This is a genomic window from Ligilactobacillus agilis, assembly GCF_025311475.1.
Lineage (GTDB): Bacteria > Bacillota > Bacilli > Lactobacillales > Lactobacillaceae > Ligilactobacillus > Ligilactobacillus agilis.
Genome location: NZ_CP104397.1, coordinates 1,088,529 through 1,112,830 on the forward strand (window position 1 = coordinate 1,088,529; position 24,302 = coordinate 1,112,830).

Annotated in this window: 22 protein-coding genes; 2 read left to right on the forward strand and 20 right to left on the reverse strand. The window is 41.6% G+C overall.

All coding sequences use genetic code 11. The features are described from left to right. Positions 1 to 21 precede the first annotated feature (21 nt). From trmFO to dapB, 14 genes are all read right to left on the reverse strand, one after another. Positions 22 to 1,332: an FADH(2)-oxidizing methylenetetrahydrofolate--tRNA-(uracil(54)-C(5))-methyltransferase TrmFO gene (trmFO, locus tag N4597_RS05405; RefSeq protein ID WP_260902746.1), complete on the reverse strand. Its 1,311-nt coding sequence runs from the start codon at positions 1,330 to 1,332 to the stop codon at positions 22 to 24. Positions 1,333 to 1,347: 15 nt separating this feature from the next. Beyond that, positions 1,348 to 3,471 carry a type I DNA topoisomerase gene (topA, locus tag N4597_RS05410; protein ID WP_167588756.1) on the reverse strand — a complete coding sequence of 708 codons (2,124 nt, stop codon included), beginning with the start codon at positions 3,469 to 3,471 and terminating at the stop codon, positions 1,348 to 1,350. A gap of 200 nt (positions 3,472 to 3,671) precedes the next feature. Continuing rightward, positions 3,672 to 4,541, reverse strand: coding sequence for a DNA-processing protein DprA (gene dprA, locus N4597_RS05415; RefSeq protein ID WP_202022390.1), 870 nt, complete (start codon positions 4,539 to 4,541; stop codon positions 3,672 to 3,674). 62 nt (positions 4,542 to 4,603) lie between these two features. Next, positions 4,604 to 5,377, reverse strand: coding sequence for a ribonuclease HII (locus N4597_RS05420; protein WP_089145001.1), 774 nt, complete (start codon positions 5,375 to 5,377; stop codon positions 4,604 to 4,606). Further along, the gene (ylqF, locus tag N4597_RS05425; protein WP_050612211.1) at positions 5,370 to 6,233 is read right to left on the reverse strand and encodes a ribosome biogenesis GTPase YlqF; all 864 of its coding nucleotides are present in this window, start codon (positions 6,231 to 6,233) and stop codon (positions 5,370 to 5,372) included. Before ylqF ends, N4597_RS05420 begins: the two co-directional genes overlap by 8 nt. Positions 6,234 to 6,495: 262 nt before the next feature. Continuing rightward, entirely contained in the window at positions 6,496 to 7,932 is a 1,437-nt protein-coding gene (locus N4597_RS05430; RefSeq protein WP_260902758.1) for a S41 family peptidase, read from the reverse strand. 17 nt (positions 7,933 to 7,949) lie between these two features. Next, positions 7,950 to 8,177 carry a YozE family protein gene (locus N4597_RS05435; protein ID WP_050612213.1) on the reverse strand — a complete coding sequence of 76 codons (228 nt, stop codon included), beginning with the start codon at positions 8,175 to 8,177 and terminating at the stop codon, positions 7,950 to 7,952. A 9-nt stretch (positions 8,178 to 8,186) separates the two neighbouring features. Continuing rightward, a complete protein-coding gene (locus N4597_RS05440; protein ID WP_050612214.1) occupies positions 8,187 to 8,795 on the reverse strand; it encodes a YpmS family protein in 609 nt (202 codons plus the stop codon). A 1-nt stretch (position 8,796) separates the two neighbouring features. After that, positions 8,797 to 9,735, reverse strand: coding sequence for an SGNH/GDSL hydrolase family protein (locus tag N4597_RS05445; protein ID WP_260902761.1), 939 nt, complete (start codon positions 9,733 to 9,735; stop codon positions 8,797 to 8,799). Between the two features lie 205 nt (positions 9,736 to 9,940). Then, positions 9,941 to 10,450 carry a dihydrofolate reductase gene (locus tag N4597_RS05450; RefSeq protein WP_260902763.1) on the reverse strand — a complete coding sequence of 170 codons (510 nt, stop codon included), beginning with the start codon at positions 10,448 to 10,450 and terminating at the stop codon, positions 9,941 to 9,943. A gap of 14 nt (positions 10,451 to 10,464) precedes the next feature. Then, the gene (locus N4597_RS05455; RefSeq protein WP_260902764.1) at positions 10,465 to 11,421 is read right to left on the reverse strand and encodes a thymidylate synthase; all 957 of its coding nucleotides are present in this window, start codon (positions 11,419 to 11,421) and stop codon (positions 10,465 to 10,467) included. A gap of 13 nt (positions 11,422 to 11,434) precedes the next feature. Beyond that, positions 11,435 to 13,330 (reverse strand): ABC-F family ATP-binding cassette domain-containing protein, encoded by a 1,896-nt coding sequence (locus N4597_RS05460; protein ID WP_260902766.1) that lies wholly within the window; start codon positions 13,328 to 13,330, stop codon positions 11,435 to 11,437. A 15-nt stretch (positions 13,331 to 13,345) separates the two neighbouring features. Next, positions 13,346 to 14,557, reverse strand: coding sequence for a CCA tRNA nucleotidyltransferase (locus N4597_RS05465; RefSeq protein ID WP_260902767.1), 1,212 nt, complete (start codon positions 14,555 to 14,557; stop codon positions 13,346 to 13,348). After that, on the reverse strand, positions 14,554 to 15,339 hold the full coding sequence (gene dapB / locus N4597_RS05470) for a 4-hydroxy-tetrahydrodipicolinate reductase (protein WP_050612220.1): 786 nt from the start codon (positions 15,337 to 15,339) through the stop codon (positions 14,554 to 14,556). Before dapB ends, N4597_RS05465 begins: the two co-directional genes overlap by 4 nt. A 164-nt stretch (positions 15,340 to 15,503) precedes the next feature. Between dapB and N4597_RS05475 the strand changes: the two genes are divergently transcribed. Beyond that, positions 15,504 to 16,388 (forward strand): YitT family protein, encoded by an 885-nt coding sequence (locus N4597_RS05475; RefSeq protein WP_260902768.1) that lies wholly within the window; start codon positions 15,504 to 15,506, stop codon positions 16,386 to 16,388. A gap of 91 nt (positions 16,389 to 16,479) precedes the next feature. Here the strand turns inward: N4597_RS05475 and N4597_RS05480 are convergent, their stop codons facing one another. The 3 genes from N4597_RS05480 to yaaA all read right to left on the reverse strand — a co-directional run bounded on the left by N4597_RS05480 (position 16,480) and on the right by yaaA (position 19,146). After that, complete coding sequence (locus N4597_RS05480) at positions 16,480 to 16,662, reverse strand: hypothetical protein (RefSeq protein WP_260902769.1); 183 nt, start codon at positions 16,660 to 16,662, stop codon at positions 16,480 to 16,482. Between the two features lie 115 nt (positions 16,663 to 16,777). Next, positions 16,778 to 18,256: a glycoside hydrolase family 1 protein gene (locus tag N4597_RS05485; RefSeq protein ID WP_260902771.1), complete on the reverse strand. Its 1,479-nt coding sequence runs from the start codon at positions 18,254 to 18,256 to the stop codon at positions 16,778 to 16,780. A gap of 149 nt (positions 18,257 to 18,405) precedes the next feature. Next, positions 18,406 to 19,146, reverse strand: coding sequence for a peroxide stress protein YaaA (gene yaaA / locus N4597_RS05490; protein WP_260902772.1), 741 nt, complete (start codon positions 19,144 to 19,146; stop codon positions 18,406 to 18,408). A gap of 102 nt (positions 19,147 to 19,248) precedes the next feature. Here yaaA and N4597_RS05495 point away from each other — a divergent pair, with 102 nt between their 5' ends. Continuing rightward, positions 19,249 to 20,079, forward strand: coding sequence for a site-specific integrase (locus tag N4597_RS05495; protein WP_260902774.1), 831 nt, complete (start codon positions 19,249 to 19,251; stop codon positions 20,077 to 20,079). 51 nt (positions 20,080 to 20,130) lie between these two features. Here the strand turns inward: N4597_RS05495 and N4597_RS05500 are convergent, their stop codons facing one another. Genes N4597_RS05500 through N4597_RS05510 form a run of 3 tightly spaced genes read right to left on the reverse strand, consistent with a single transcriptional unit; the run spans position 20,131 to position 24,234 of the window. Further along, positions 20,131 to 20,283, reverse strand: coding sequence for a hypothetical protein (locus N4597_RS05500; protein ID WP_167588743.1), 153 nt, complete (start codon positions 20,281 to 20,283; stop codon positions 20,131 to 20,133). Positions 20,284 to 20,308: 25 nt separating this feature from the next. Then, on the reverse strand, positions 20,309 to 21,976 hold the full coding sequence (locus N4597_RS05505; protein ID WP_260902777.1) for a LeoA/HP0731 family dynamin-like GTPase: 1,668 nt from the start codon (positions 21,974 to 21,976) through the stop codon (positions 20,309 to 20,311). Positions 21,977 to 21,990: 14 nt separating this feature from the next. Continuing rightward, a complete protein-coding gene (locus N4597_RS05510; RefSeq protein ID WP_260902778.1) occupies positions 21,991 to 24,234 on the reverse strand; it encodes a GTPase in 2,244 nt (747 codons plus the stop codon). Between the last annotated feature and the right edge of the window lie 68 nt (positions 24,235 to 24,302).

Here is a 24,302-nt window from a genome sequence, read left to right on the forward strand (position 1 = left end):
AATACTCGGTTAGTAATAAATCTATAGTGTCTTTTCTGCCTTAAAAGCATCTAAGACTGTCAAAGCTCTTTGCGAGAGCTGTAAATTCCGTTCGCGCTTGTCCCTAATCTTTTGCTTGAGCCGGGGTACAATCCCAAAGTTAGCATTAATTGGTTGGAAGTTCTTCTTGCTTGCATGGGTAATATAGTGAGCCATAGCCCCCATCATGGTTTCCGTTGGGAAAACGACTGGCTCTTGGCCTAAAGCAAGCCTTGCCGCATTAATTCCGGCATAAAGCCCACTAGCAGCACTTTCTACGTAACCTTCCACCCCGGTCATCTGCCCAGCAAAGAAGAGGTCGGACCGTGCCTTGGTTTGGTAGGTTGCCGTCATCATTTCAGGCGACCGTAAGTAAGTATTACGGTGCATTACCCCGTAGCGCACAAAGCGGGCATTTTCTAAACCAGGAATCATCGAGAAGACCCGTTTTTGTTCTCCCCACTTGAGGTGGGTTTGGAACCCAACGATGTTATACAAGTCCCCTACGGCGTTATCTTGACGTAGTTGGACTACCGCAAATGGTTCTTTGCCTGTCTTAGGATCTTCCAAGCCGACTGGTTTTAGTGGCCCAAAGAGCATGGTCTTTGCCCCCCGACTAGCCATTTCTTCAATCGGCATGCAACCTTCGAAGAATTTTTCGTCTTCAAAATCGTGTAACTCGGCCATTTCAGCGTTAACTAACTCCTTATGAAAGGCATTGAATTCTGCTTCTGTCATCGGGCAGTTAAGGTAAGCAGCTTCACCCTTATCATAACGTGACTTAAGGTAAACTTTATCCATGTCTAACGAGTCCTTAGCAACAATAGGGGCAGCCGCATCATAGAAATACAAGCCGTCATCACCAGTAAACTTAACGATTTCCTTTGCTAAAAGGTCGGATGTCAACGGACCTGTCGCAACTACAGTTAAGCCACTAGGGATGCTAGTCACTTCTTCAGTAATTACTTCAACGTTGGAGTGGTTCTTAACTGCCGCGGTAATTGCCTTGGAAAAGGAATCACGATCAACGGCCAACGCTCCCCCAGCGGGGACGTTATGCTTGTCAGCAGCTTGCATTACAACCGAATTTAACTGCCGCATCTCTTCTTTTAATAAACCGACCCCATTGGTTAATTGATTTGCCCGTAAGGAGTTGGTACACACTAACTCCGCAAAATTCTCAGTATGGTGGGCTGGCGTTTGCTTAACTGGGCGCATTTCGTAAAGACGAACCTTTACACCCCGATTTGCAATTTGCCACGCGGCCTCACTACCGGCTAACCCGGCTCCGATAACATTAACAGTCGCTACCATAAAAATTTCTCCATTCTATTTTTGAATTGCTTCTTCGTAGTCACAGTTACTACATTTAACTTGCATCCCCTGCTTAGTTTTCTTACTAATTAGGTAATGTTGACACTTAGGACAGTCGCGGCCAACCGGCTTATCCCAGGAAACAAAGTCACAGTCTGGGTAACGGGAACAGCCATAAAAAGTCCGGTTTTTCTTTGATTTTCGTTCGACCACCTGTCCTTCTTTACATTGCGGACAAGTCACCCCAATTTCCTTGATGATGGCTTTAGTATTCCGGCAATCAGGGAAACGACTGCAGGCATAGAATTTACCAAAGCGGCCTAACTTAATAACCATTGGGGCCCCACAGATTTCACAGTCAATTCCGGCGGGTTCGTCTTTAATTTTAACCTTAGCCAACTTTTCGTCAGCAGCACTGACTTCCTTAGCGAACGGCTGGTAGAATTCATCAATGACTTTGACCCACTGCCGCTTTCCTTCTTCAACGCTATCTAGGTCGTTTTCTAGCTCCGCCGTAAACCCAACGTTTAAAATATCTGGGAAGCACTCTTCCATAATATGGTTGACAATTTCCCCTAGTTCCGTTGGTTCAAACTTACGGGCCACCAATTTAACGTAATAGCGCTTTTGAATGACGCTTAAAGTTGGGGCGTAAGTTGAAGGCCGGCCCACCCCATTTTCTTCCAAGGTCCGGATTAAACTAGCTTCCGTATACTGGGCAGGTGGGAGGGTAAAGTGTTGGTTAGGTTGGTTAGCAACTAGTGTGACCTGATCACCCTCTGCTAAAGCGGGTAAGAGGTTATCCTTGCGTTTAGACTCTTGGTAAACCTTGGTAAAACCAGGAAACTTCATCTGCGAACCATTAGCCCGGTAAGTCCGGCCATTTTGTTCAATATCGACGCGGACAGTATCGATTACTGCCGGAGTCATTAGGGAAGCCACAAACCGTGACCAAATCAAACTGTAAAGTTTTAACTGGTCCTTAGTTAAATAAGGTTCTAATTCTGCCGGCGTTCTTAGTACAGATGTTGGCCGAATCGCTTCGTGGGCATCCTGGGCTCCTTCGCTGAGTTTAACCGCTTGGGGTTTTAAGGCTGCGTACTCCTCACCATAAGTATCGTGAATGAAGCTAGCCGCTTGGTGCTTAGCTTGGTCGGAAATACGGGTTGAGTCCGTCCGCATATAAGTGATTAACCCAACGGCGCCCCCCTTGCCTAGACTAATTCCTTCGTAGAGTTGTTGAGCTAACATCATAGTCTTAGAGGTCTTAAATTTCAAGACGTTATTGGCAGTTTGTTGCATCGTTGACGTCGTAAAGGGCTGGTTGGGTTTACGTAGCCGTTCGCTCTTTTTAACCGCCGTTACGGTAAATGGTTGGTTTTTATCAAGTGGTGCGAGGATTTCTTTTACGTCGTCGTTATTTCCTAACTCTTTTTTCTTCCCCGCTAACCCATAAAAACTAGCCGCAAATTGCTTCTTATCCTTACTAAATTCGGCGTCAATCGTCCAATACTCTTCCGGTTTAAAGTTCTTGATTTCTTCTTGGCGTTTAATAATCAAATTAAGCGCAATTGACTGAACCCGGCCAGCGGATAAGCCCTTTTTAACCTTAGACCATAGCAAAGGGCTGATTGAATAACCGACTAACCGGTCTAAGACCCGCCGTGCTTGTTGGGCATCAACCTTATCCATATCGATTGCCCGCGGAGTTTTAAAGGCATTTTTGACCGTCTCCTTCGTAATTTCATTAAAGGCAACCCGATTCTTGTCCTGAGGATCTAGGTCCAGTAAGTGGGATAAATGCCAAGCAATCGCTTCTCCTTCCCGGTCCGGGTCAGATGCTAAGTAGACATGAGCTGCTTTTTTAGCTTCCTTGCGTAATTCCTTGATAACCGGGCCCTTACCCCGAATGGAAATATAATGGGGTTCGTAGTTATTTTCAATGTCAATCCCCATCGTACTCTTAGGTAAATCCCGAATATGACCGACACTGGCCATCACCTTATAACGTGAACCAAGGTACTTGCCAATCGTTTTAGCTTTAGATGGTGATTCCACAATCACTAAATTTTTCTTTACTTTACGTTTACTTGTTTTCTTCTTTGTTTTTGTCGCTTTAGTAGCACTTTGAGTAGGCATTCAGCCAACCCCTCCTTCGTAAGTAAGACTTCTTACTCAAAAATCCATTTTATCGTATTGCATAAGAATGCTCTTTGTCAAGTCAGACTACTTTTCGTTTGGGGAAATTTAATACTTTCAACTATCTGAAAATCAAAATGAAAGCTTTTCAAGACTGGTTTTTTTACTCAAGCTTAGCTAACTAAAAATTTTTTCTACTATTATATTAATTGATTAGCAAATTCGGCAAGAATATCGTCAGGCTGACTGACTAACTTAGCTCCCGCCGCAATTAGTTCGTTACACCCACAGCTAATGTCGCTTGTAATCTTTCCCGGCACGGCGAGGACATTGCGGTTATTTTGTAAGGCTAGGTTGGCCGTAATTAAACTCCCACTATGATGCCGGGCCTCTACGACCAAGATGCTGTCACATAACCCCGCAATGATCCGGTTGCGTTCAGGAAAATGATGGCGCAGTGGTGGGGCGCCAAGGGGGTATTCACTTAATAAGAGCCCCGTTTTGGCAACCTTAGTTTGCAAATTACGATTTTGCCTAGGGTAAGCACTATCTAGCCCCGTACCAATTACACCAATGGTAGCTTGATTAGCAGCTAAGGTTAGTTGGTGACACAAGGCATCCACCCCCTTAGCCAGGCCACTGATAGTAACAATTCCCTTATCCAAGACAGGTTTTAAGAGCTTCGTTAATGCTTCTAGTGCGTATGCATCTGCTTGCCTAGCACCAACAATTGCCAAGCAAGGTTTTTTTAATAAGGCGAGCTTACCTTGATAAAATAAGACGGTTGGGGGGCGAAAACTCTCCCTTAACTTAAGGGGATAGTCTTCGTCGAGGATGGTTACAACCTGACAGACCTGTAAGTTAGCCCGTAATTGCTCAACTAACTCTGCGCACTCTAGCTGTGCTATCAGCTTGTGACTTTTTGCGGGTGTAAGCTTCAAGACTTGAGTTAACTCATTTTTAGTCGGCAGCCGCTGATAGATACGTAAGAAGGCGGCAACCCGCAACTCGTTGGCATTGCCAATCCCTTCACACAGATGGAGTAGCATTAAAAATGTTCGTAAGTCCATAAAAAAACCTCCTAATTTTTGCTGTCCCTATATTAAGATACGCAAAAATAGGAGGAATTAATTTATTTTTGTAAGGCTTTTTTTACTGGTTCAAAACTATGGCGGTGAATGGGGCTAGGACCTAACTTGGCCAGGCCAGCTAAATGCTGTTTTGTTCCGTAACCATCGTTTTGGACAAAACCATAGCCAGGATAAACCCGCTCATAAAATTGCATTAGGTGGTCACGGTAAACCTTAGCTACGATACTAGCAGCGGCCACCGAAGCGGATTTAGCATCAGCCTTGATTAACTTTAACTGGGGGATGGTACTATCAATCGTCATTGCGTCAATAATTAGCTGTTGGGGTTGAATTTGTAAGTTAGCCACCGCTTCCTTCATAGCCAAACGACTGGCTTGGTAAATGTTAACTTCATCAATTACCTTATTAGAAGCCACCCCTATTCCCACTGCTAGGGCTTGCTCAAGAATTTTACCATAAAGTTCTTCCCGCTTTTTAGGACTCAGTTGCTTAGAATCGTTAACTTCGCTTAAGGCAAAATCAGTTGGTAAGATTACGGCCGCTGAGACTACCGGACCTGCTAATGGGCCCCGGCCAACTTCATCAATCCCAGCAATGTAAGCGATACCTTGTCTCCAAAAAGAGCGTTCGATTTCCAACCGTTTTTCAAATTCAAGTTGCTTTTGCGCTAGGCGGGCTTGCTTCTTATCGTAGCTGTTGACCGCACTAATAACCCCTTTACGCTCATCTTGACGAAAGCTAGCTAGCTCAGCTGCGGTTAAATCCGCACTTGCTAGGCGGTCCTTAATTGCTTTAATGGTTAGTTTTTCAGTCATTTTTAACCTCCGCGGCACTAACCGGAACAAAATCAAGCGTATATCTTCCCAGCTTGCCCCGCCTAATTTCAAAAATCAACCGTTCGCTAGCACGGTCGTAGTCATCCTTAAAGCCCATCTTCCGTGTCAGCTCCAAAAGCAATTCAACTGTGGTATCGTCTAAGTTAGCTTGCGTTAACTTGTAACGCTCCATCAAGGCTTGGGGGTTAGTATCATTAAAATGTTCCAAAGCATATAAGGCCACGTCATCTTTATTATAAAGGGTGTCCTTAATTGCCCCCGTTAAAGCTAATTTTTTACCAACCAGTGGGTCTTCAAATTTAGGCCATAAAATCCCTGGGGTGTCCAGTAATTGCAGGCTGCTTCCGGCCTTTAGCCACTGTTGCGACTTGGTTACCCCTGGTTTATTACCAACTTGAGCCACGTTTTTCTTTACTAAGTGGTTTAACAGGGTTGATTTACCAACATTAGGGATGCCAATGCACATTACCCGGATTCGTTGGTTCATAATCCCCTTAGCTTCCTTGGCCGCTAATTTATCCGCTAAAACCTCCTTAATCTTTTTTTCAATAACTTTCAAGCTACCCTGGGTGCTATTTACAGCAACCGCGGGCTGCCCCATTTCTTCGTAATACTTAAGCCAGCCAGTAGTTTGCTTAGGGTCGGCTAAATCCATTTTAGTTAACACTAAAATACTAGGTTTATTAGCCAACAATTCCTTTAATTGGGGGTTACGCGAGGATTCCGGTAAACGTGCATCCACCAACTCAAGGACGATATCAACTAATTTCAAATTTTCTTTAACTTGTCTGAGGGCCTTAGCCATGTGCCCTGGGAACCATTGGATTGTTGTCATGAAAAAACAGTCCTTTCTGAAATAAAATTTCCAATCTCTTTCATTTTAGACCATTTTTAACGTGAGGTAAATGTAAACAAGCCCCAGTTAAAGTATTTCGGCTTTAACTGGGGCCCGCGGAGGGTCAGATTTAATTTTTGGTCTAAGCTACAGTCATGGTACGTTCGTAAGCTTCAAGTGCTTCTTGTTTGTCCAAATAAAAACATCACCGTCAATTACGCCATAAAACGTAACCAACGATGATGTTACTTTAGTTGTTTTTTTATTCACCCAGTGCCTTAAGGCCGGCTTCATAGGCATTATCATGTTCAGTAACTTTCGTAGCAACTTGGGTTTCAAGCTTGACTACCGTTTGCTTATCAGCTTGACCACTAGTAGCCAACCCATTAGCACTTTGGAAGTTAGTAACTGCTTCCTTGGTATCTGCTCCGTAGTAACCATTAGCTTGGCCCTTGAAGTAACCTAGATAAGCCAGCATTTTTTGCAGGCTCTTAATTTGGTTAGAAACCTGGCCTTCTTGGTAGGTTTTCTTAGTATTGATGGCGGCTAGACTTGCAACTGCCGGGTAATCAGCCTTAATCGTTGGCTTAATGCCAGTCTTATTGATCCACTTACCATTGGCAGTAAGCCACTTATCAATCGTTAATTTAAGTTCCGTTCCATCCTTAAATTCTTGGGTGGTTTGCACAGTTCCCTTACCGTAAGTGGTTGTTCCCACTAATTTAATATTAGCTGATTCATTCAAAGCGGAAGCGAAGATTTCTGAAGCGGAAGCAGACCCGCCGTTAACTAAGACCACAGTCGGTTCAGTAATCTTAAAGCCCTTGCTATAGTCTTTGCTGGACTTATAAACTTCAACCTGACCATCGCGCCCTTGAACCTGCATAATATTTTTCCCGTTTTTAACAAACATAGATGCCATTTGTAAGGCCGTTGTCATTAACCCACCTGGGTTATCGCGCACATCGATGATAAATGACTTGGCCCCTTTTTGGCGCAACCGCTTGACTTCTTGCTTAAATTCTTTAGCAGTGTTGGTTGAGAAAGTTGTCACCCGTAGATACCCCACGGTCTTATCCTTAGCATCAAGGTTACCATAAACTGTTGCAACAGGGATGCTTGCCCGCTTAACCGTCTTAGTAAAACTAGTTTGGCCGCGTTTAACGGTTAGGGTAACACTTGTCCCCTTCTTTCCCCGAATCTTGGCAATAACCTTTTCTAGTGCTAAGCCCTTGATGGATTTACCATCGATTGCGGTAATAACGTCTTTAGCCTTTAAACCTGCCTTAGCTGCCGGGGTCTTACTGATTGGCGCGATAACCTTGATATAGTCACCATCCTTTTGTACCTCGATTCCAATTCCAACAAAACTACCAGAAATGGTGTTATTCAAACTATTAGCTTCGGATTTGGTCATGTACTCAGAGAACGGATCATTTAAGGCTTTAAGCATCCCGTCAATCGCTCCCTTTTCTAACTTAGTAGCATCAACTTTACGATAGTAGTTGTAATACAGGGTTTGATAAACAGCTTGGATTTTCGCCATCGAGGTGTTGACCGTTTGCGCATCCCTAACGGTTCTATACATGAAGGCATAGGTTCCCCCAGCCCCGATTAACAAACTAATAACGCCCGTTAAAATTAAAGTCCACAGACTAACTTTTTTTGCTTGCTTTTTAGGTTTACTTTCTTTTGCCACCTAAAATTCCTTCTTTCTTAGGCCATTTTTTCTAAATAAGCTTCCCAAGCCTGATCAAAAATTGTCATACTAGGAAGGTAAGAGCCATTTAATTCTAAGTATTGTGAGACCTCGTCATAATCGCTAGCTTGCTTAGGAAAAGCTTGGTCATAAAAGGCATTATTGGCAAACTGAGCGAGCTCGTCTTGACTATTGGGATTTCTTAAGGTCATCAAATAGCGGTAAAAGCTTTGGCGCACAAACATCATCCTCTCTTATTTTAATGGCAAGGCAACGTTAAACAAGAATTCGTTTTGCTTCAAGTCAAATTTTTGCCCGTTAACCTTGATTCCCTGCTTGGCCGAAACCTGGGCAAGATTTAAGATAATTCTACTCTTTTTATAATCAATCGTCGCAAATTTACCTAAATCATAATTATTTTTTACATACCGTAAGACAAAGTTAGCAGGGACATTCAAAGAACCCACACTGACGGACTTAGCATCTAAAACAATGTTGCCCTTCGCATCTAAACTAGGTTTAGCGTACAAGGTGAAGGACACGTTGCTGCCTAAGACCTTAGTCGTTCCCATCAAAATCGCTGACTTATCTAAAATAAAGCGATATTTAATCTTGCTTTTCTTTTGACTTTTACGCAAGTAGTAATTAATCATTGCGCTTAGCTGTTGTTTATTCATAGACACATCTAAGTCAACGTTCTTATCTACTTTCTTAGTTTGTTGGCTAATCCGGGTTTGGTCAACGCTCGGAGTAGTCAGCTTGTGTCCGATAAATAGAACCGTCGCAATTACTAGGGCTAGTAAAATTGCAAAGGCCCACTTCCAGTAGTTGATTTGCTTAGCCTGCGCTCTTTTTTCAGCCACCTTATTTGTCCTCCTTTAACCACTTATCTTTATGTGCCATCATTACTTGGTATAACTCTTTAGTCATATAGCGATACCCCTTATCATTAGGATGGAAATGGTCGGCATCAGACAGGTAGTTATTTTTTTCTTTTTGGTCACTTAAAATATCCTCTAACTTAGTAGACGAAACCGAACTTAAGTTAAGCTTGCTTTCTTTAATCAGCTGCTTTTTATTTTGACCTAAGTATTGTCCCTCTGATAACTGCTGGTTTACATCCACAAAGTAAGTATTCCCATCTCGCTTAGCCACTTGCTTTGCCAAGCCATTCCACTGGTTTGTGTATTTTTGCAAGTCGGTTAAGGTTGGAAAGTAAACGTAAAACGGATTATAGATACTAATCAAAAAGATAGGCGCATCTTCATTATAGTGTCTAATCGTTTTAAATAAGGAGGTGAGTTTTAAGCGGTAGTCCTCCTTAGCCTTAGGCATCGCTCCCGCTAACTTATTGTTAGCCAGTAATAGGAAGTTGTCCTGTAAAACTTTCATCATATCGTTACCGCCAACGGTTAGGGTGATGACATCCGCCTGCTTCAATTCAGCTTGCATCTGCTTTGACTTTTCTAGGCGCGCTTGAATTTGGTCACTCCTGTCGCCGGTTTTACCGTAGTTATGGCTAGTCACCTTGACTTGGTTTTGGTGTTCAAGCTTTTGCTTAACCAAGTAAACATAGCCACCACGGTTACTCGTATCGCCAACGCCATGGGTTAAAGAATCCCCCAGCGCATACAGTGAAATGTTAGAAACTTTCTTAGCTTTAACCTGGGCTTGCTTCTTACTTACAGTCGGGCTGACTTCTTGATGAGTCTTGCTACTGGTTAGCCTCATAATAGAAAAAAATGCCCCAACCAATACTAGCACAACGCCTAAGAAGATTAGTCCTTCTTTTACTTTCGACATACATATTCCCTCTCATGAATTTACTAGGTTAGTTCCCTTTATTTTAACGCATCGACGTAAAAATGCCTAGTTTATCAATTGGCGAACTTACGTTTTTATAATACAACTTTAAGGATGAAAAGACCAATATTTTGTCCTAACAAAAAGTGATTACCGGAAATTACCGATAATCACTAAAATTTTTGGTGCATATTATCCTTTTAAATTAATTTTCTTTACGCTTATAAACCCGGAATTCGTAAGGATATTTATTTCTTTCATCAACTTGACCAGGGGTTACCGAGATTAAGTCAAATTTTTGGTAATCTATCTCAGGGAAGGTAACGTCCCCAGCAAACACGGCGTCAATCTTAGTTTGATATAAAATATCTACCTGGTCTTTTAATAACTCAAAGAGACTAGCCCCGCCAATCACAAAGACTTCCTCAGCTTGATGTTTTGTTAGCCAAGTTAACATTTCTTCGACTGAGTTAAATACAGTTAGGTTTTCAGTCGTTGCTGCTTGCTTTTTGAGGGCGGCACTGCGAGTTAAAACTAAGTGCAAGCGATGAGGTAATAACCCCGGGAAACTGTCAAAGGTCTTGCGGCCCATTAACATGGGGTGGCCCATAGTTTGTTTTTTAAAGTAAGCCAAATCGGCAGGTAAATTCCAAGGGAGTTTACCCTCGTTACCAATATGCCCCACTTGATCTTCTGCCCAAATGTACGCTAACATCTAACTCCTCCTAACTAAACAGCCACAGGCGCTTTGATAGCCGGACCGCTTTGGTAATCTAACACTTTAATGTCACTCATTTCAAAGTCCATAATGTCTTTTTTAGCCGGATTTAGCCATAGGCTCGGCGCATCAAATGGGGTCCGTTTTAGTTGCTCTTCGACCTGGTTAAAGTGGTTCTTATAGATATGAGCATCACCTAAGGTATGAACGAATTCGCCAACTTCTAATCCGGTTTGGCGGGCAATTAGGCTCGTTAACAAGGCATAACTAGCAATGTTAAACGGCACCCCTAAAAAGACATCCCCGCTTCGTTGGTAAAGCTGACAACTTAGCTTATTGTCAGTAACATAAAATTGGAAGAGGGTGTGGCAAGGTGGTAGCGCACTAGTTGGGACGTCCTCTGGATTCCAAGCGGAGACAATTAACCGTCTAGAATCTGGGGTTTTCTGAATGGCTTCGATTACGTTCTGGATTTGGTCGATGGTTTCGCCCTGGCGGGGTTGCCAGTGACGCCACTGGGCTCCGTAAACGTCGCCTAAATTACCAAACTTAGCGGCAAACTCGTCATCATTGACAATCCGGGCGCAGAAAGCTTGTTTTTGCGCCTGGTAGACCTCATTAAAAGCAGGATCTGCTTGAGCTCTGAGGCCAAAATCTGTCATATCCGGCCCCTGGTAGTCGCTACTTTGAACCCAGTTTTTAAAGGCCCATTCGTCCCAAATATGGTTTTTATGTTTTAGGAGGTATTGGATGTTAGTGTCTCCTCTCAAAAACCACAGTAATTCACTCTTGATCAAACCAAAAGGTACCCTTTTGGTGGTTAGTAAGGGAAAACCCTGACTTAAATCAAAGCGCATTTGGTAGCCAAAGAGACTCTTAGTCCCTGTTCCAGTGCGGTCAGTTTTTTCGTGCCCTTTTTCTAAGATATCACGAATTAATTGCAAGTAAGGTTGCTCTACAACAGTCATTTTTTAGTCCTTTCTAGTCAACGTACTGGCTAAGTTCATCCCAACGGTCCATCTTGCTTAAAATTTCTTCATCAAGCTGGTCGATTTGGCCTTGGAGCTCCCCTAACCGTCCATAATCGGTTCCGGGTACCTGCCCCATTTCGGCTTCTAATTGAGCCTTTTTAGACTCTAGTTTATCGATTTGCTCTTCTAGTTGGTCATATTCCATTTGTTCTGCGTAGGTCAACTTAGTTTTGACCTTGCTTTGGTTGGCACTAGGAGCCTTGGTGGGCGCGGTCTTAGCCTTTTTCTTTTGGGCCTGACTTTGCTTCTCATTTGTTTGCGCTAGGTAATCAGTAAACCGGCCCCGGTAGTGGTCGATTTTAGCAGCCCCTTCAAAGATTAACAGCCGGTCAGCTACCTTGTCTAAGAAGTAACGGTCGTGGGAAACAGTAATTACGGTCCCGTTGAATTTATCTAGGTAGTCTTCTAAGACTGTCAAGGTACCAATATCTAAATCATTGGTTGGTTCATCCAATAGTAAAACGTTAGGTTGTTCCATTAAAAGTTTAAGTAGGTACAACCGACGCTTTTCTCCCCCAGACAACTTCCTAATTAAAGTCCCGTGCATAAACCGAGGGAAGAGAAATTGCTCTAGGAGGCTCGTTGTTGAGATTCGTTCGCCATCCTTATTAACGACGCTTTGGCCCACTTCATTTAAGTAGTTAATGACCCGCTTATCATCTGGAATATCCTCAGTTTGTTGGCGGTAGTAAGCCATTTTCACGGTTTCACCCTGGATTACCTGGCCAGAATCAAGGGGTAAATCACCGGCTAAGGCGTTTAGAAAACTTGACTTACCAGCGCCATTGACCCCAGTAATCCCGATTCTTTGCCCGGCTTGAATTAAAAGGTTAAAGTCTTGAATAATCTTGTGGTCACCTAATGTTAGGCTACCGTCCTTAACCTCTAGGACCTTTTTACCCAGCCGTTGTTGACCTAGGTTAATATCAACGTCGGCGTCGACTTGGAGGGTGTTTAGATTGTCCTTTAATTCATTAAAGCGATTAATTCTTGCCTGTTGCTTAGTAGTTCTAGCTTTAGCCCCAGTCCGCATCCAGGCTAATTCTTTTTTATAGAGCTGTTGTTGCTTGTGCTCAGCCGTGATTTCCCGCTCTACGCGCTCGGCTTTTTGGCTAACAAAGGCTTCATAGTTACCGGTGTACTCATATAATTTACCAAAAGATAATTCCATGATTTTAGTAGCCACTTGGTCTAAGAAATAGCGGTCGTGAGTAACAACTAGCAAGGCGCCCTTATAACTAGCCAGGTATTCCTCTAACCAGGCGATAGAATCAAAGTCAAGGTGGTTAGTTGGCTCGTCTAAAATCAGTAAATCAGGTGCTTGAATCAAAACTTGGGCTAACCCTACCCGCTTTCTTTGCCCCCCAGAAAGGGTGGCTACTTTTTGATCCATGTCCTTAATATGCAACTGGGTTAAAATGGTGCTGACTTCGCTTTCAACATTCCAAGCGTCCTCTTTAGTCATTAGCCGTTCTGCTTCATCAAACCGGGCCTGTAACTTTTCATCCGTTGGGTTAGCACTATAAGCAGTCAGAACTTCTTCGTAATGACGGATGGTTTTAAAGACTGGACCTGCCCCGTCATAAATTGCTTCCATGATGGTTTTTTCGTCGTCTAACTTAGGTTGTTGCATTAAGTAACCAATCCGGTAATCATTGGGCTTAATCAACGCCCCCTTATCGGCCGGATCCACCTCGGTTAACGCGTTCAATAATGTTGTCTTTCCTGAACCGTTAGTCCCGATTAACCCAAGCCGGTCATGTTCATTGATTATGAAATTTAAATCTTCAAATAGGGTCTTTTCACCATATGTTTTGGTAAGCCCTTCAACACGTAATGTCTGCATTTACTCTAGTTAACCTCACTCTTCTAATTGACTACGCCCGTACTCTAGTAAAGCGAGTTTATCATTTTTTACTTGGCGGTTTAAAACGGCCTCTTCAATCTGGTCTAATAACTGTCCTAAAATTGGACCTGGCTTTAAATTAAGCAGCGTGATTAAATCCTTGCCATTAACAGCTAGCTCAGCCCGACTGTGGATAGGTAAGCCCTCGTAGGCTAATAGTACTGCCATACTGCTATAATCGGCCAAGCCTAATAAGCGTGCCACCCGACAAGCTACAGCCAACATTTCTGAACCGGTTAGGTATTGCAGCTTAGGACTCAAGTCTCCGGCTTTCATGGCTTCTAGCGCACGCAAAGCCTTGGTTACTTGGACCTTGAGTTCATTTGAGCCCTTCCAAGCATGGACCAGCTGTCCTCCTTGTTCAGGATGATAGTCAAAGCAAGCGGCTAATAAGGTCCAAACCTCGGCTTCATTATCAAGGTGTAAATTTTCAATGGTTAGCAGGCTTTCTAACTGGGCTTGGTGTTCCTTAAATTGAGGACAGTAAGCAAACAACCCGGTGGCCATGAAGTCCGCTAACCCCGCCTTAGGATTTTTGCCTAGCATTAACTTAACCCACTCGACGTTAATTCGTTCTAGGGCAATTTTTGCTAATAGAGCCGCGTTTTCCTTAATAGCAGCTAGAGTTTGGGCTTCAATTTCAAAGTCTAGCTGACTGGCAAAGCGAACCGTCCGCATCATCCGCAAGGCGTCTTCATGGAACCGTTCGCGAGCTTGTCCTACCGCCCGAATCGTTTTTGACTCAAGGTCGGCTAACCCATTAAATAGGTCGATTACTTCGCCGTCTGGCCGTAATGCTAAGGCATTGATTGTTAAATCCCGCCGTTTTAAATCTTCTTTTAAGGAGCGGACAAATTCAACTTTATCTGGACGCCTAAAATCTTGATAGGTAGATTCGGTCCTAAAGGTTGTAATTTCGTAACCAATTCCATGGTCGATAACCATTACCGTGCCGTGTTCAATCCCGGTATCGACTGTTTTAGCAAAAAGTTCCTTAATTTCTGCTGGGTAAGCGCTGGTTGCGATATCCACATCATGAATAGGGAGATTTAAAATGGTATCACGAACGCTGCCGCCAACAAAATAAGCCTCAAAACCAGCTGCCTGGATTTTTTCCAAGATGGGCAAAGCTCGTTTAAAGGCTTGCGGTAGATTAGTTACTCTCACAGAATGTTTTCCAATCCAACCATTAATTCGGAGTAGTTACGGATTTTTTCCGTAGCTACGGCCACACCAGACATAAAGGAAATCCGGTCAAATGAATCTTGGCGAATTGTGAGGGCTTCTCCCTTACCCCCGAAGAGAACTTGTTCATGTGCTACGTATCCAGGTAAGCGTACGGCGTGGATGCGCATTCCTTCGTAGTTTGCTCCCCGTGCACCTGGTAATGTTTCTTTTTCATCTGGGTTACCTTGGTAATGTTCCTTACGAACTTCGGCAATCATTTTAGCCGTATTTAAAGCAGTCCCTGACGGAGCATCTAATTTATTATCATGGTGCATTTCAATAATTTCAACGTCAGGGAGGTACTTAGCAGCTTGCTTAGCAAATTGCATTAACAAGACTGCTGAAATCCCAAAGTTAGGTGCAATCAAGCCCCCTACTTGCTTTTCTTTGGCTAGGGCTTGTAATTCCTTAACTTGATCATCAGTCATCCCTGTAGTCCCAATCACTGGCGAAATACCATGTTCTAAGGCAAACTTGGTATTCTCAAAAACAGAAGTTGGGCGGGTAAAGTCAATCCAAACTTCAGCGTCCGTCTTAATGTCGGCTAAGTTTGTAAACACTGGGACATCCGTTTGACTATAAGCTGGATTTTCGTTTAAGTTCTTTTCACTTGCCATTGGGTCAAAGACACCCACTAAGTCAAATCCTTCGTGTTCTAAGACCATTTGAACTGTGGTATTACCCATCCGACCCTTAAAGCCGGCAACTAATACTTTCACCATGAGCAAAATCATTCCTTTACAATTTTATTTACCAATATATTAATCTTATTCTAACACATAACTAAGCTTTGAGAAAATAATGAGAATTGAGTAGCTTTTTCGTTTTTCAGCCTTTAAAAATGCTATGATGGACTAGAAAACTTAATAAATTGAGGTGAGTTTTAATGGTCGCAAGTGATGAAAAAGAAAAAATTAGCTTCTTAGACCTTTTAATGATTACAATTGGCTGTGGTTTGTATGCACTTGGCTTTGTCAAAGTTAATATGGCCAACAGCCTGGCAGAAGGTGGAGTGACCGGGATTACCTTAATCGTCCGCTACTGGTTACACATTGACCCTGCTTATACTACGCTAGCACTCAACATCCCTCTGATTTTAATTGGTTGGCGCTACCTTGGTAAACGAGCGCTCATTTATACCATTTATGGTACCGGCATTCTCTCAGCCTGGATTTGGGTCTGGCAACGACTTGATTTTCAGCTAAATATTCACCACGACATGTTTATTGCTGGGATTTTAGCTGGGCTTATCGGGGGCCTTGGCTCTGGGATTGTTTACCGCTTTAACGGCACCACCGGGGGTTCTGACGTCGTTGCCCGTATTTTTGAAAAGGAGCGCGGGATAGCCATGGGTAAGTCCCTTCTGGCCGTTGATACCTTGGTTTTAGTGGCCTCTCTTTCTTATATCGACACCCGCAAAATGATGTATACTTTGCTGGCATCTTATGTCTTTTCACGGGTCGTTAACTTTACCCTTGAAGGTGCCTACGCGGCCCGGGGAATGATTATCATCTCCCAGTTTAACGAAGCGATTGCCCAAGACATTATGAAAGAAATGGACCGCGGGGTAACCTACCTTGACATTGAAGGTGGTTATTCTAGGGAAGCTGGGCGGGCAATTTATTGCGTTGTCAGTCCGGGAGAAATTATCACCGTTAAACGGATTATCGCCCGCTATGACAAACGGGCCTTTATTTCAATTATGGATGTGGCCGAAGTAACTGGTGAAGGCTTTACCTACCGGGTAACCAAAAAGAAATTATTTGGATAAATAAGAGACTGCCCCAACGACTCAAAACAAAAAAATCGCTGGTAATTAACGTTTTAAGTAACGCAATTACTAGCGATTTTTGTAATTTAAATTAAGCCTCTTCCCTTGCAACTTCATTTTTCATTCGAATGAAATAAGTTGGTAAACTTTCGTAGCTTGTTAAATTCTTATTAGCAATCATTGCTGCCGTTTCTTTAAATGCTGCAAATGTTTCTTCATTTGGAAGATAGATATTCACTTCATCTTCATTACTAGTGTCTATAAATTTTGTCAAGGTAGCCTCACCTGTACTAAATATACTATTTCCCCTCAAAAACATTAAACCATAAAAGTGTACGACCGTATCCAAATAATATGTGCATTATCTTAAAAGCTTTTTGAATATAGTTTTAGTCTAAATCTGCCCCGTTAGAAGCGATAACTTTCTTATACCAGTAGAAGGAATCTTTAGGGAGCCGCTCTAAGCTACCATGGCCTTCATCATCACGGTCAACGTAGATAAAACCATAACGCTTAGACATTTGCCCGGTTCCGGCAGAAACACAGTCAATGCAGCCCCAAGTCGTGTAAGCTCTGAGGTCTACCCCGTTAGCGACTGCTTTGTCCATGGCTTGAATGTGTTGACGAAGGTAGTCAATCCGGTAGTCATCGTGGACTTTGCCATCTTCAAGCTTATCAACAGCGCCTAGACCATTTTCAACAACCATCATTGGTAAGTGATAGCGATCATAGATTAATTCTAGGTAGTATTGTAAGCCAGTTGGATCGGTAGCCCAACCCCAGTCAGAATACTTAAGATATGGGTTCTTAGCACCTGCAGAGAAGTTACCACTAGCCTTATCTTCAACTTCATGGGTGGTTACCATGTTAGACATGTAATAAGAGAAGGTGTACATATCAACTTTCCCTGCCTTAAGGTCTGCTAAATCTTGGTCGGTAATATCCAGGGAAACATTATGTTCATTCCATAAACGTTTAGCAAATGATGGGTATTCACCCTTACATTGAACATCACCACAGTAGTGAATATTTTGTTCCCAGGCATAGCGGTTTGCCAAGATATCCTTAGGATCTGGTGAACCAGGATAATTAGCAATTCCACAAATCATATTCCCAATCATAAAGTCAGGATTAATTTCATGCCCAATCTTTACTGCCTTAGCAGAAGCCACAAATTGGTAGTGCAGTTTTTGGTAGGCATGTTGGTAAGCTTCATCAGAAATGCCCCGGCCTTGATTGAACATTTCCATTAAGAGCAAAGCAGAGTTAATTTCGTTAAAGGTTAGCCAATACTTAACTAAGTCCTTGTACTCGGTAAATAGGACCTTCGCATAGTTAACGTAAGCATCAATCATGCCGCGGTCTGACCAGTCACCATACTTTTCACTCAAAGCCAATGGGTCTTCGTAGTGAGAAATAGTTACTAATGGTTCGATATTATACTTACGTAGTTCTTCAAAGACCCGGCGGTAGAAGTCAAGCCCCGCTTGGTTAGGTTCACTCCCCTCACCGTTAGAAAAAATTCTAGTCCAGGCGATTGAGAGCCGGTAGGTCTTAAAGCCCATTTCAGCAAAGAGCTTAATATCTTCCTTATACCGATGATAAAAGTCAATCGCAACGTGGTTAGGATAGTATTCATCATCAAAGATGGCACCCTTAGCCCCCTTAGGCAATCCTTCTCCCGGAGCGCCTGCAATCTTATCTTTTTTGCCATTTAAGGTATAAGTTAAATACCGAGGTGAAGTTAAACTACCAGCGGTTTGAATATCTGTCACTGATAAGCCCTTACCGCCTTCATCATAGCCACCTTCAACTTGATTAGCTGCTGTAGCGCCACCCCACAGGAAGTCTTTTCTAAAATTAGCCATTTAGCATCCACCTTTCATATTTTTCTTAACGGTACAATAATAACATGTTGGTACAAATTTGTAAAGCGGTAACATTTGCTTGTAGAATAAACAAGAGATAGAATTCCCCTGTTTCTTTTTGTTTTTTTATCAAAAGTTAAAGTAACCTTCTATTGTTTAATAAAAACTAACTCGCTAGCCGTAGAGTCTGCTTCACTATAGTGGTAGCCATAGCCTTGATAACTCTTTACAGCTTCTACCCCCTGAGCCTTAACTTTAGCTAAATAAGCAACCATGTCGCCTCGCGCTTGCTTAGCGGCGGTGGCTTTTACGACTAACTTCCCATTTTGACGCTGGGCAAAGCGACAGCTTACAAAGCAGTCACCTGCTTGCAGATAAGGACTAACCGCCTTGGCATACTCCTTAGAGGCCAGGTTTAAGACTAACTCCCCGGGTGCAAATAGCTCGCGATAAAGTTTGTCAGCCCAGAATTGGTAGAGAGTTGGACTTGAAAAGCCCTTAAGCTTAGCCTGCATTTCCAGGCGGTAGAGATTAATACCGTCAAAAGGACGTAGTAAGCCATAAAGGCCTGAAAGGATGTAGAGGTGCTTTTGAACGTAATTTAACTGGGCTTGGGTAAAAACATCCGCCCCTAGCGCTTGAAACTGTAGGCCCACGTAGGTAAATACGGCCGGACTTAGTTGCCTTTCAAAACTAAAATCCTGGATGCGCTGATAATTCTCTAAGGCTAATTTATCGCTGCAACGCCACAAAGCCTGTAGCTCTTCTAAACTCAAAGCCTGTAAGTAAGTCATTAAGAGCTTACTTTCATTTAAAAACCGTGGTTGACCAAGCACTTCAAAATCATCACAGGCTTTCATTTGCTTGGCCGGTGAAATAATTATTTGCATCTATTGCTCACTTCCTTAGCTTTATTCTAGCAAAGTTTTCCTCCTGTCACCAAGTGTGATATAATCATCTTAGTTAAAGTAACTTTTTATGGAGGAACTAACATGGACTTTCCCTATGCCGACCGCTTTAGTCACTACCTTAAACATGACCGTCTCCTAGCAGACAATACCATCAACGACATCAACCACGACGTGGCCGACCTCTTTAATTACTTGCGCCACTTCAACGTCTTATACCAAGTCAATCCCGACTTAGACCAGCTCGAAGAAACGGATATCCGGGCCTATTTCAATATGCTCCAAGTCGAACGTAACATTAAAAACACCACCTACAATAAGGTCTTAACCCACCTTACCACCTACTTCAACTTTCTCTTTCAAAATAAACTAACTACCAGCCTCCCCACCATCGGCTTAAAGGGTCTAAAACGCCAAACAGATGACAGCCTGCCCCTTAACTGGGTTGACCAACTCCCACTCCTGTTAAGTGATGACAGCCTGTCTTATTACGGCCGCTTGGTTTTGTTGTTAACCAGTCACTTTTATACCGTTAAGGAAATGCTTCAACCCGGCTTTTACCAGATCCTGGACCGTGAAAGCTGGTTGGACTTTGAACAATCCTTTTTAGCCGAATTTAAAAACCACCAAGCCGACTTACAGGCCCGCCAAAATAGCTTGGAGCTCTTCTTAAAACAACGGCTCAACTTGGCTAACCCCACCCTAACCTTGCCAGCTTTACACAAGTATTTGAAGCAAGACCAAGCCCAGCTTCCTTTTAGCTTTAAGCCCAGCCAACTTTACCAAAACGCCGTCTGCTACTTCTTAGTCAGCCACCAAGATTTAAGCGACCAGCAACTAGCCACCCGCCTGCGCCTAGATTTAACCTCGCTTAACTACTACCGCCAACTAAATCAACGCCTCAACCAAAACTAACAGGGTGCCTGCCAGACGGCAGGCACCCTGTTTAGCGTCTAATATCCCAAATTAGTCTTTCTTCTTGCGTGGTTGGCCGGCATCGCTACGCTTAGCCCGCCAAGCACCGTCCTTATTGCGTGACCTATTTTGCCCCGCAGTTGGCCCCGTCTTCACCACTGGTCCATGGGTATCCTTTGGTGATTTGCTTCCAAAAATTGACATAACTCTCGCCTCCTTTTAGTAAAACTTAGCCTTGAAGTAATTTGGCATATTCTTTTTCAATTTGCTTCCCACGATCCTGCCATGCTTCAATATCATTCAGAGTTTTTTCTAATTCGTGAATTCCATTTTCCTGTTCTTCTATAATCTTATCTGTTTCCAAATACTTAGGGAAATAACTTTTCTTAAACTCTTCATCATTATTGACTATCCCTAAGAAAATGTTAACAATCTCTTCAATCGCATTGGCGAGCCGTTCTCTATCTTCTTCAAATTTGACTTGATCATTGATTTCCTTTGCATAGCCAACAATGCTAACAGCAGTTCCAATAATCGGAATCGCCTTATTAAGCCCAGAAGCTACCTTGATAGCACCCCAAGGTTTAAATTTAAAACCAGACGCAACCACATCACGAATTGCTAATACAGACTCATTATTAAATCTAAATGCAAATAATTTAGGAATTTCTTTCTTTAATGCATCAGTAACTAATTTTTCTGTTTTACTTACCTGCGTTACGTATGTGTCAATAGTATTATCCAAACTGTTATTGATACTTTCTACATAGGACCTAAGTTCATTTTCGATATCTGTTTTAATAATTTCACCGTTTTCTCCTACCTGTCTGTGTACAATTTCTGGCAAGGTCTCTTGTACAGATGATCTTATATCTGCAATCGTCCCCTTACGAATCCCGTTTAAGTATTCTCTCATCTGTTTTTGTGCACGAGTAATCTTATCTTTATCTTCTTTATGGTTACTCTTAATTTCTGCTAAAGCATCCTTTTTATCTGTTACTAATTTGTTGAGTTTATTCACTACTTCCGAAATCTCATCTTTATTTTGAGTGACAACATCCTTGATAATACTCTTGTTAGTTTCTAAGAGTATTTCTTCCGTACTACCTAATTTTGAGACTTTTTTAGCCGTTGTTTCTTGGAGAATTTTAATATGTGACAACCGCTCATACTCATCCTTATTTTGTAACCAATAATCTACTCCTGAATCAAATGGATTAGCAGAAACAGCTACCACATCAATTTCTTCATCCCCACTAATAATATCGAAGTTCCTTAAACTCTCAATCACTGTATCACGTTTAATCTTATAGCTTTCCTTATAGTCTTCCTCATCTTCAACATCAGCAACCTCATCAAACCTTCCCAACACGAAAATTGTCCGTGACAGTAATCCTAAATCCTTAAATAACCATACTAATTCCTCTTTATGACTAGCTTTAATCGGATTTTCAGGATTCATCACATATAAGACAAGGTGTGCTTCACTTACATATTTCTCTGTAATATCCCGGTACTTAATATCATCTTCAGTACTACCAGAACCAAACAAACCCGGAGTATCAACCAATTTGATCTTATTATCCACATCATATATTTCTACTTTATCAGACGATTCGGCTAAACTTATCTTCATAGAACTCTTATCTAATTTTCCCGTCCAAGCAGCTGCAATCGTTGTTTTCCCTTCTGAAAAAGCCCCGATTAAAGCAACATTTAACTCATCGTTTTCTTTGTTAAAGTTAGCAATACTATCTTTAACCTTTTGAATAGTATCGTCACCAATCTCTAAACCATAACTTTGACCGGCTTGCAAATACTCTTGTAGTTCACTAAGAACCTTATTAACTTTTTCCTTTTTTACTTCAAATGCACCCACTGTATCAACATTTTTCATGATTACACCTCATTTTATAAGTTAGTTACAATTTTGCTTAACTTTTCTTCAGTTTCAATGTATTTTTGCTTGGTTATTTCAAACGCCCTGGCTTTTTCATACAAAGTAGCACAGACTTTATTTAATTGTTCTTTAACCTTTTCGAATAGCTGTTCATTTTTTTCATCAAAAGTGCTATCAATTTCTGTGCAGCATTTCTCTATATACTCACTTCTAGCTTCTCGTTGTTTAGATTTTCTATACGAATGGTCGAAGAACCCCCATACCAACTTACCAAAAGATACAATCGCACTTAAAATACTTATAAACATACCACCTGGAAATAAAAGAGCAACTAAACTCGTAACTAAGCCAATAGTTTCGCCCAAGTAACTTTTATTCTTCACATTAATGGTTAAATTTTTTAACTCTTTTCCTAAATCTAAATCCATATCACTTTTTCTAAAGTCTAATTCAGTTTGAATACTACTTGTTGCTTTCTTAATACACTTCTCAATGTCTTTCGACAATTCCACTATTTGCTGTTCTAGTCTAGCAGCATATTCTGCTTGTAAACTCTCTATGTTCTTTTCTGATATTTCTTTTAAAATACCTTCAAACTCCTTATTATTAATATCACTCTCTATTTCAGTGTCAATTTCAGCCCTAGTCTCATTTCTAAAGTTAGATATAACTACTCTTTTTATTGTAGCTACTTCTAGTTTAAAATTATCTAACTGCTTTTTAATATCTTTAGTGGCATGATTTAAATGTTTACGGATAACTTTAGTCTGCTCATCCCACTCCGTAAATCCAGTGTGAACACTACTACTTGCCCCTTCAATAGCATGTCTAACCTTTTTAATATTAGCTGATTTAATTTTCCTCTGGCTATCTCCAATAAGGCCCGTTTTGTTATCGGTCATCCAGTTAGCAAAGTCTTGTAACTTTGACTCCCGTAACATTTCTTCCTCTGTAAATTTCTTTAAGAAGCTATTCTTATTTCTGTAGAATTTCCTCATATCCTCATTTTCTTCAGACGCATATACATTCGCTAATGCTAAGAAAGCGGGATAGGCGCTTACAACTTTATAGCCTTTATATGCCCCTTCCAATTCAGTCATTAAAAAGTCACTCGTTGCTTCTAATTGTTCTCTTTCCTCCGAAGTTAGTAGCTTACCTTTAAGTGCTACCAATTTTCCTGGACTAGGTATCGGCTTATTGTATAGTAAGTACACTTCTTGTTCTTGAGAAAGATGCTTTTTTATCTTATCAAGTTCGCTTGTGTCATCATTACCGCCTGCTTCTTGTAATTTTTTAGCAGCTTTCCGCATATATATTACCGCATGAGCTTTTTGAACAGCTTCTTCAATCTGAGCCTTAACCAGTCCCTCCTTACCTTCAATCCCTGGAAGATCTAGCAGCTTAAAGTTTTGTCTATTAACAGTAAATTCATAAGAAGTTACATCCCTTGTAAAATCTTGTTTAAGGCCAATAATTGCACCGTCCGCATACTGTTTAACTTTTTCATCTAAGTCAGCAATACTCTCAGTTATCTTGTTTAATTCAGTTTCTAACTGCTGTAGCTGCTCAGTATTACGAAGTTTTTCATTTTGTAATGTTTCTTCCACATCATCTATCTTAGCAATTAACTCACCATCTTCATTTCCTTTCAGACTGTCAGCTAAATCTCGATATTCTATTTGTTCAGGGAGTTTCTTAAACAACGCAGCTAATAAATTCTTATTAGAAGATACCATCTTCATTAAAATTTTATAATTTAAATCAGATAATTTATTTTTTTCTGCATATATCTTTCCTTCAACGTTGCCTAGTTGCTTTGAAAGCTCTGTTAATTCGCTTTGTAAGATCCGCTCTTTATTCTTAAAAACTTCAGTAACTTGGTTTTTTTCTTCCTCGATACGATTCTTTTCTTGCATAGCACTTTCAAATGCAACTGCTTGCTTTTTATACTGCTCTCGCTGTTTAACTTTGGTTTTCTCGTTAAGTAAAATTCGCAAAGCTTCAATGGTTGTTGATTTACCTGCATTAGTTTCACCATAGAAGGCAATAGTAAATGTATTCCAGTCAGAATTTTTTTCTAATTCCTTAATAAGGTCACTTAAGTCCTGTTTATTTTTGGAAATATTTCCAATCGCTTTTTCTTGGAGAGATTTAATATCTTGATTATCACTTAAATCAACCTTTAAAGTTGCTAGTAAGTCGTCAAGACTATTCTCAACTGAGCTATATATCTCTCTTCCGTTAAAGTTTTCCATAACTATACCTCAACCTAACATCGTATTTTTCTCTATACCATCCCTAATGTTTGCTGTTACCCTCTGCA

Excerpts from the sequence above, each read along its gene's own strand:
- N4597_RS05435 (WP_050612213.1), bottom strand. The coding sequence starts at position 8,177 with ATGTTTGTGCGCCAAAGCTTTTACCGCTATTTGATGACCTTAAGAAAT.
- N4597_RS05455 (WP_260902764.1), bottom strand. The coding sequence starts at position 11,421 with ATGACTGTTGTAGAGCAACCTTACTTGCAATTAATTCGTGATATCTTA.
- N4597_RS05505 (WP_260902777.1), bottom strand. The coding sequence starts at position 21,976 with ATGAAAAATGTTGATACAGTGGGTGCATTTGAAGTAAAAAAGGAAAAA.
- topA (WP_167588756.1), bottom strand. The coding sequence starts at position 3,471 with ATGCCTACTCAAAGTGCTACTAAAGCGACAAAAACAAAGAAGAAAACA.
- dprA (WP_202022390.1), bottom strand. The coding sequence starts at position 4,541 with ATGGACTTACGAACATTTTTAATGCTACTCCATCTGTGTGAAGGGATT.
- N4597_RS05510 (WP_260902778.1), bottom strand. The coding sequence starts at position 24,234 with ATGGAAAACTTTAACGGAAGAGAGATATATAGCTCAGTTGAGAATAGT.
- N4597_RS05500 (WP_167588743.1), bottom strand. The coding sequence starts at position 20,283 with ATGTCAATTTTTGGAAGCAAATCACCAAAGGATACCCATGGACCAGTG.
- dapB (WP_050612220.1), bottom strand. The coding sequence starts at position 15,339 with ATGGTGAAAGTATTAGTTGCCGGCTTTAAGGGTCGGATGGGTAATACC.
- ylqF (WP_050612211.1), bottom strand. The coding sequence starts at position 6,233 with ATGACAACAATCCAATGGTTCCCAGGGCACATGGCTAAGGCCCTCAGA.
- N4597_RS05420 (WP_089145001.1), bottom strand. The coding sequence starts at position 5,377 with ATGACTGAAAAACTAACCATTAAAGCAATTAAGGACCGCCTAGCAAGT.
- N4597_RS05495 (WP_260902774.1), top strand. The coding sequence starts at position 19,249 with ATGGACTTTCCCTATGCCGACCGCTTTAGTCACTACCTTAAACATGAC.
- N4597_RS05485 (WP_260902771.1), bottom strand. The coding sequence starts at position 18,256 with ATGGCTAATTTTAGAAAAGACTTCCTGTGGGGTGGCGCTACAGCAGCT.
- N4597_RS05475 (WP_260902768.1), top strand. The coding sequence starts at position 15,504 with ATGGTCGCAAGTGATGAAAAAGAAAAAATTAGCTTCTTAGACCTTTTA.
- yaaA (WP_260902772.1), bottom strand. The coding sequence starts at position 19,146 with ATGCAAATAATTATTTCACCGGCCAAGCAAATGAAAGCCTGTGATGAT.
- N4597_RS05445 (WP_260902761.1), bottom strand. The coding sequence starts at position 9,735 with ATGTCGAAAGTAAAAGAAGGACTAATCTTCTTAGGCGTTGTGCTAGTA.
- trmFO (WP_260902746.1), bottom strand. The coding sequence starts at position 1,332 with ATGGTAGCGACTGTTAATGTTATCGGAGCCGGGTTAGCCGGTAGTGAG.
- N4597_RS05460 (WP_260902766.1), bottom strand. The coding sequence starts at position 13,330 with ATGCAGACATTACGTGTTGAAGGGCTTACCAAAACATATGGTGAAAAG.
- N4597_RS05450 (WP_260902763.1), bottom strand. The coding sequence starts at position 10,450 with ATGTTAGCGTACATTTGGGCAGAAGATCAAGTGGGGCATATTGGTAAC.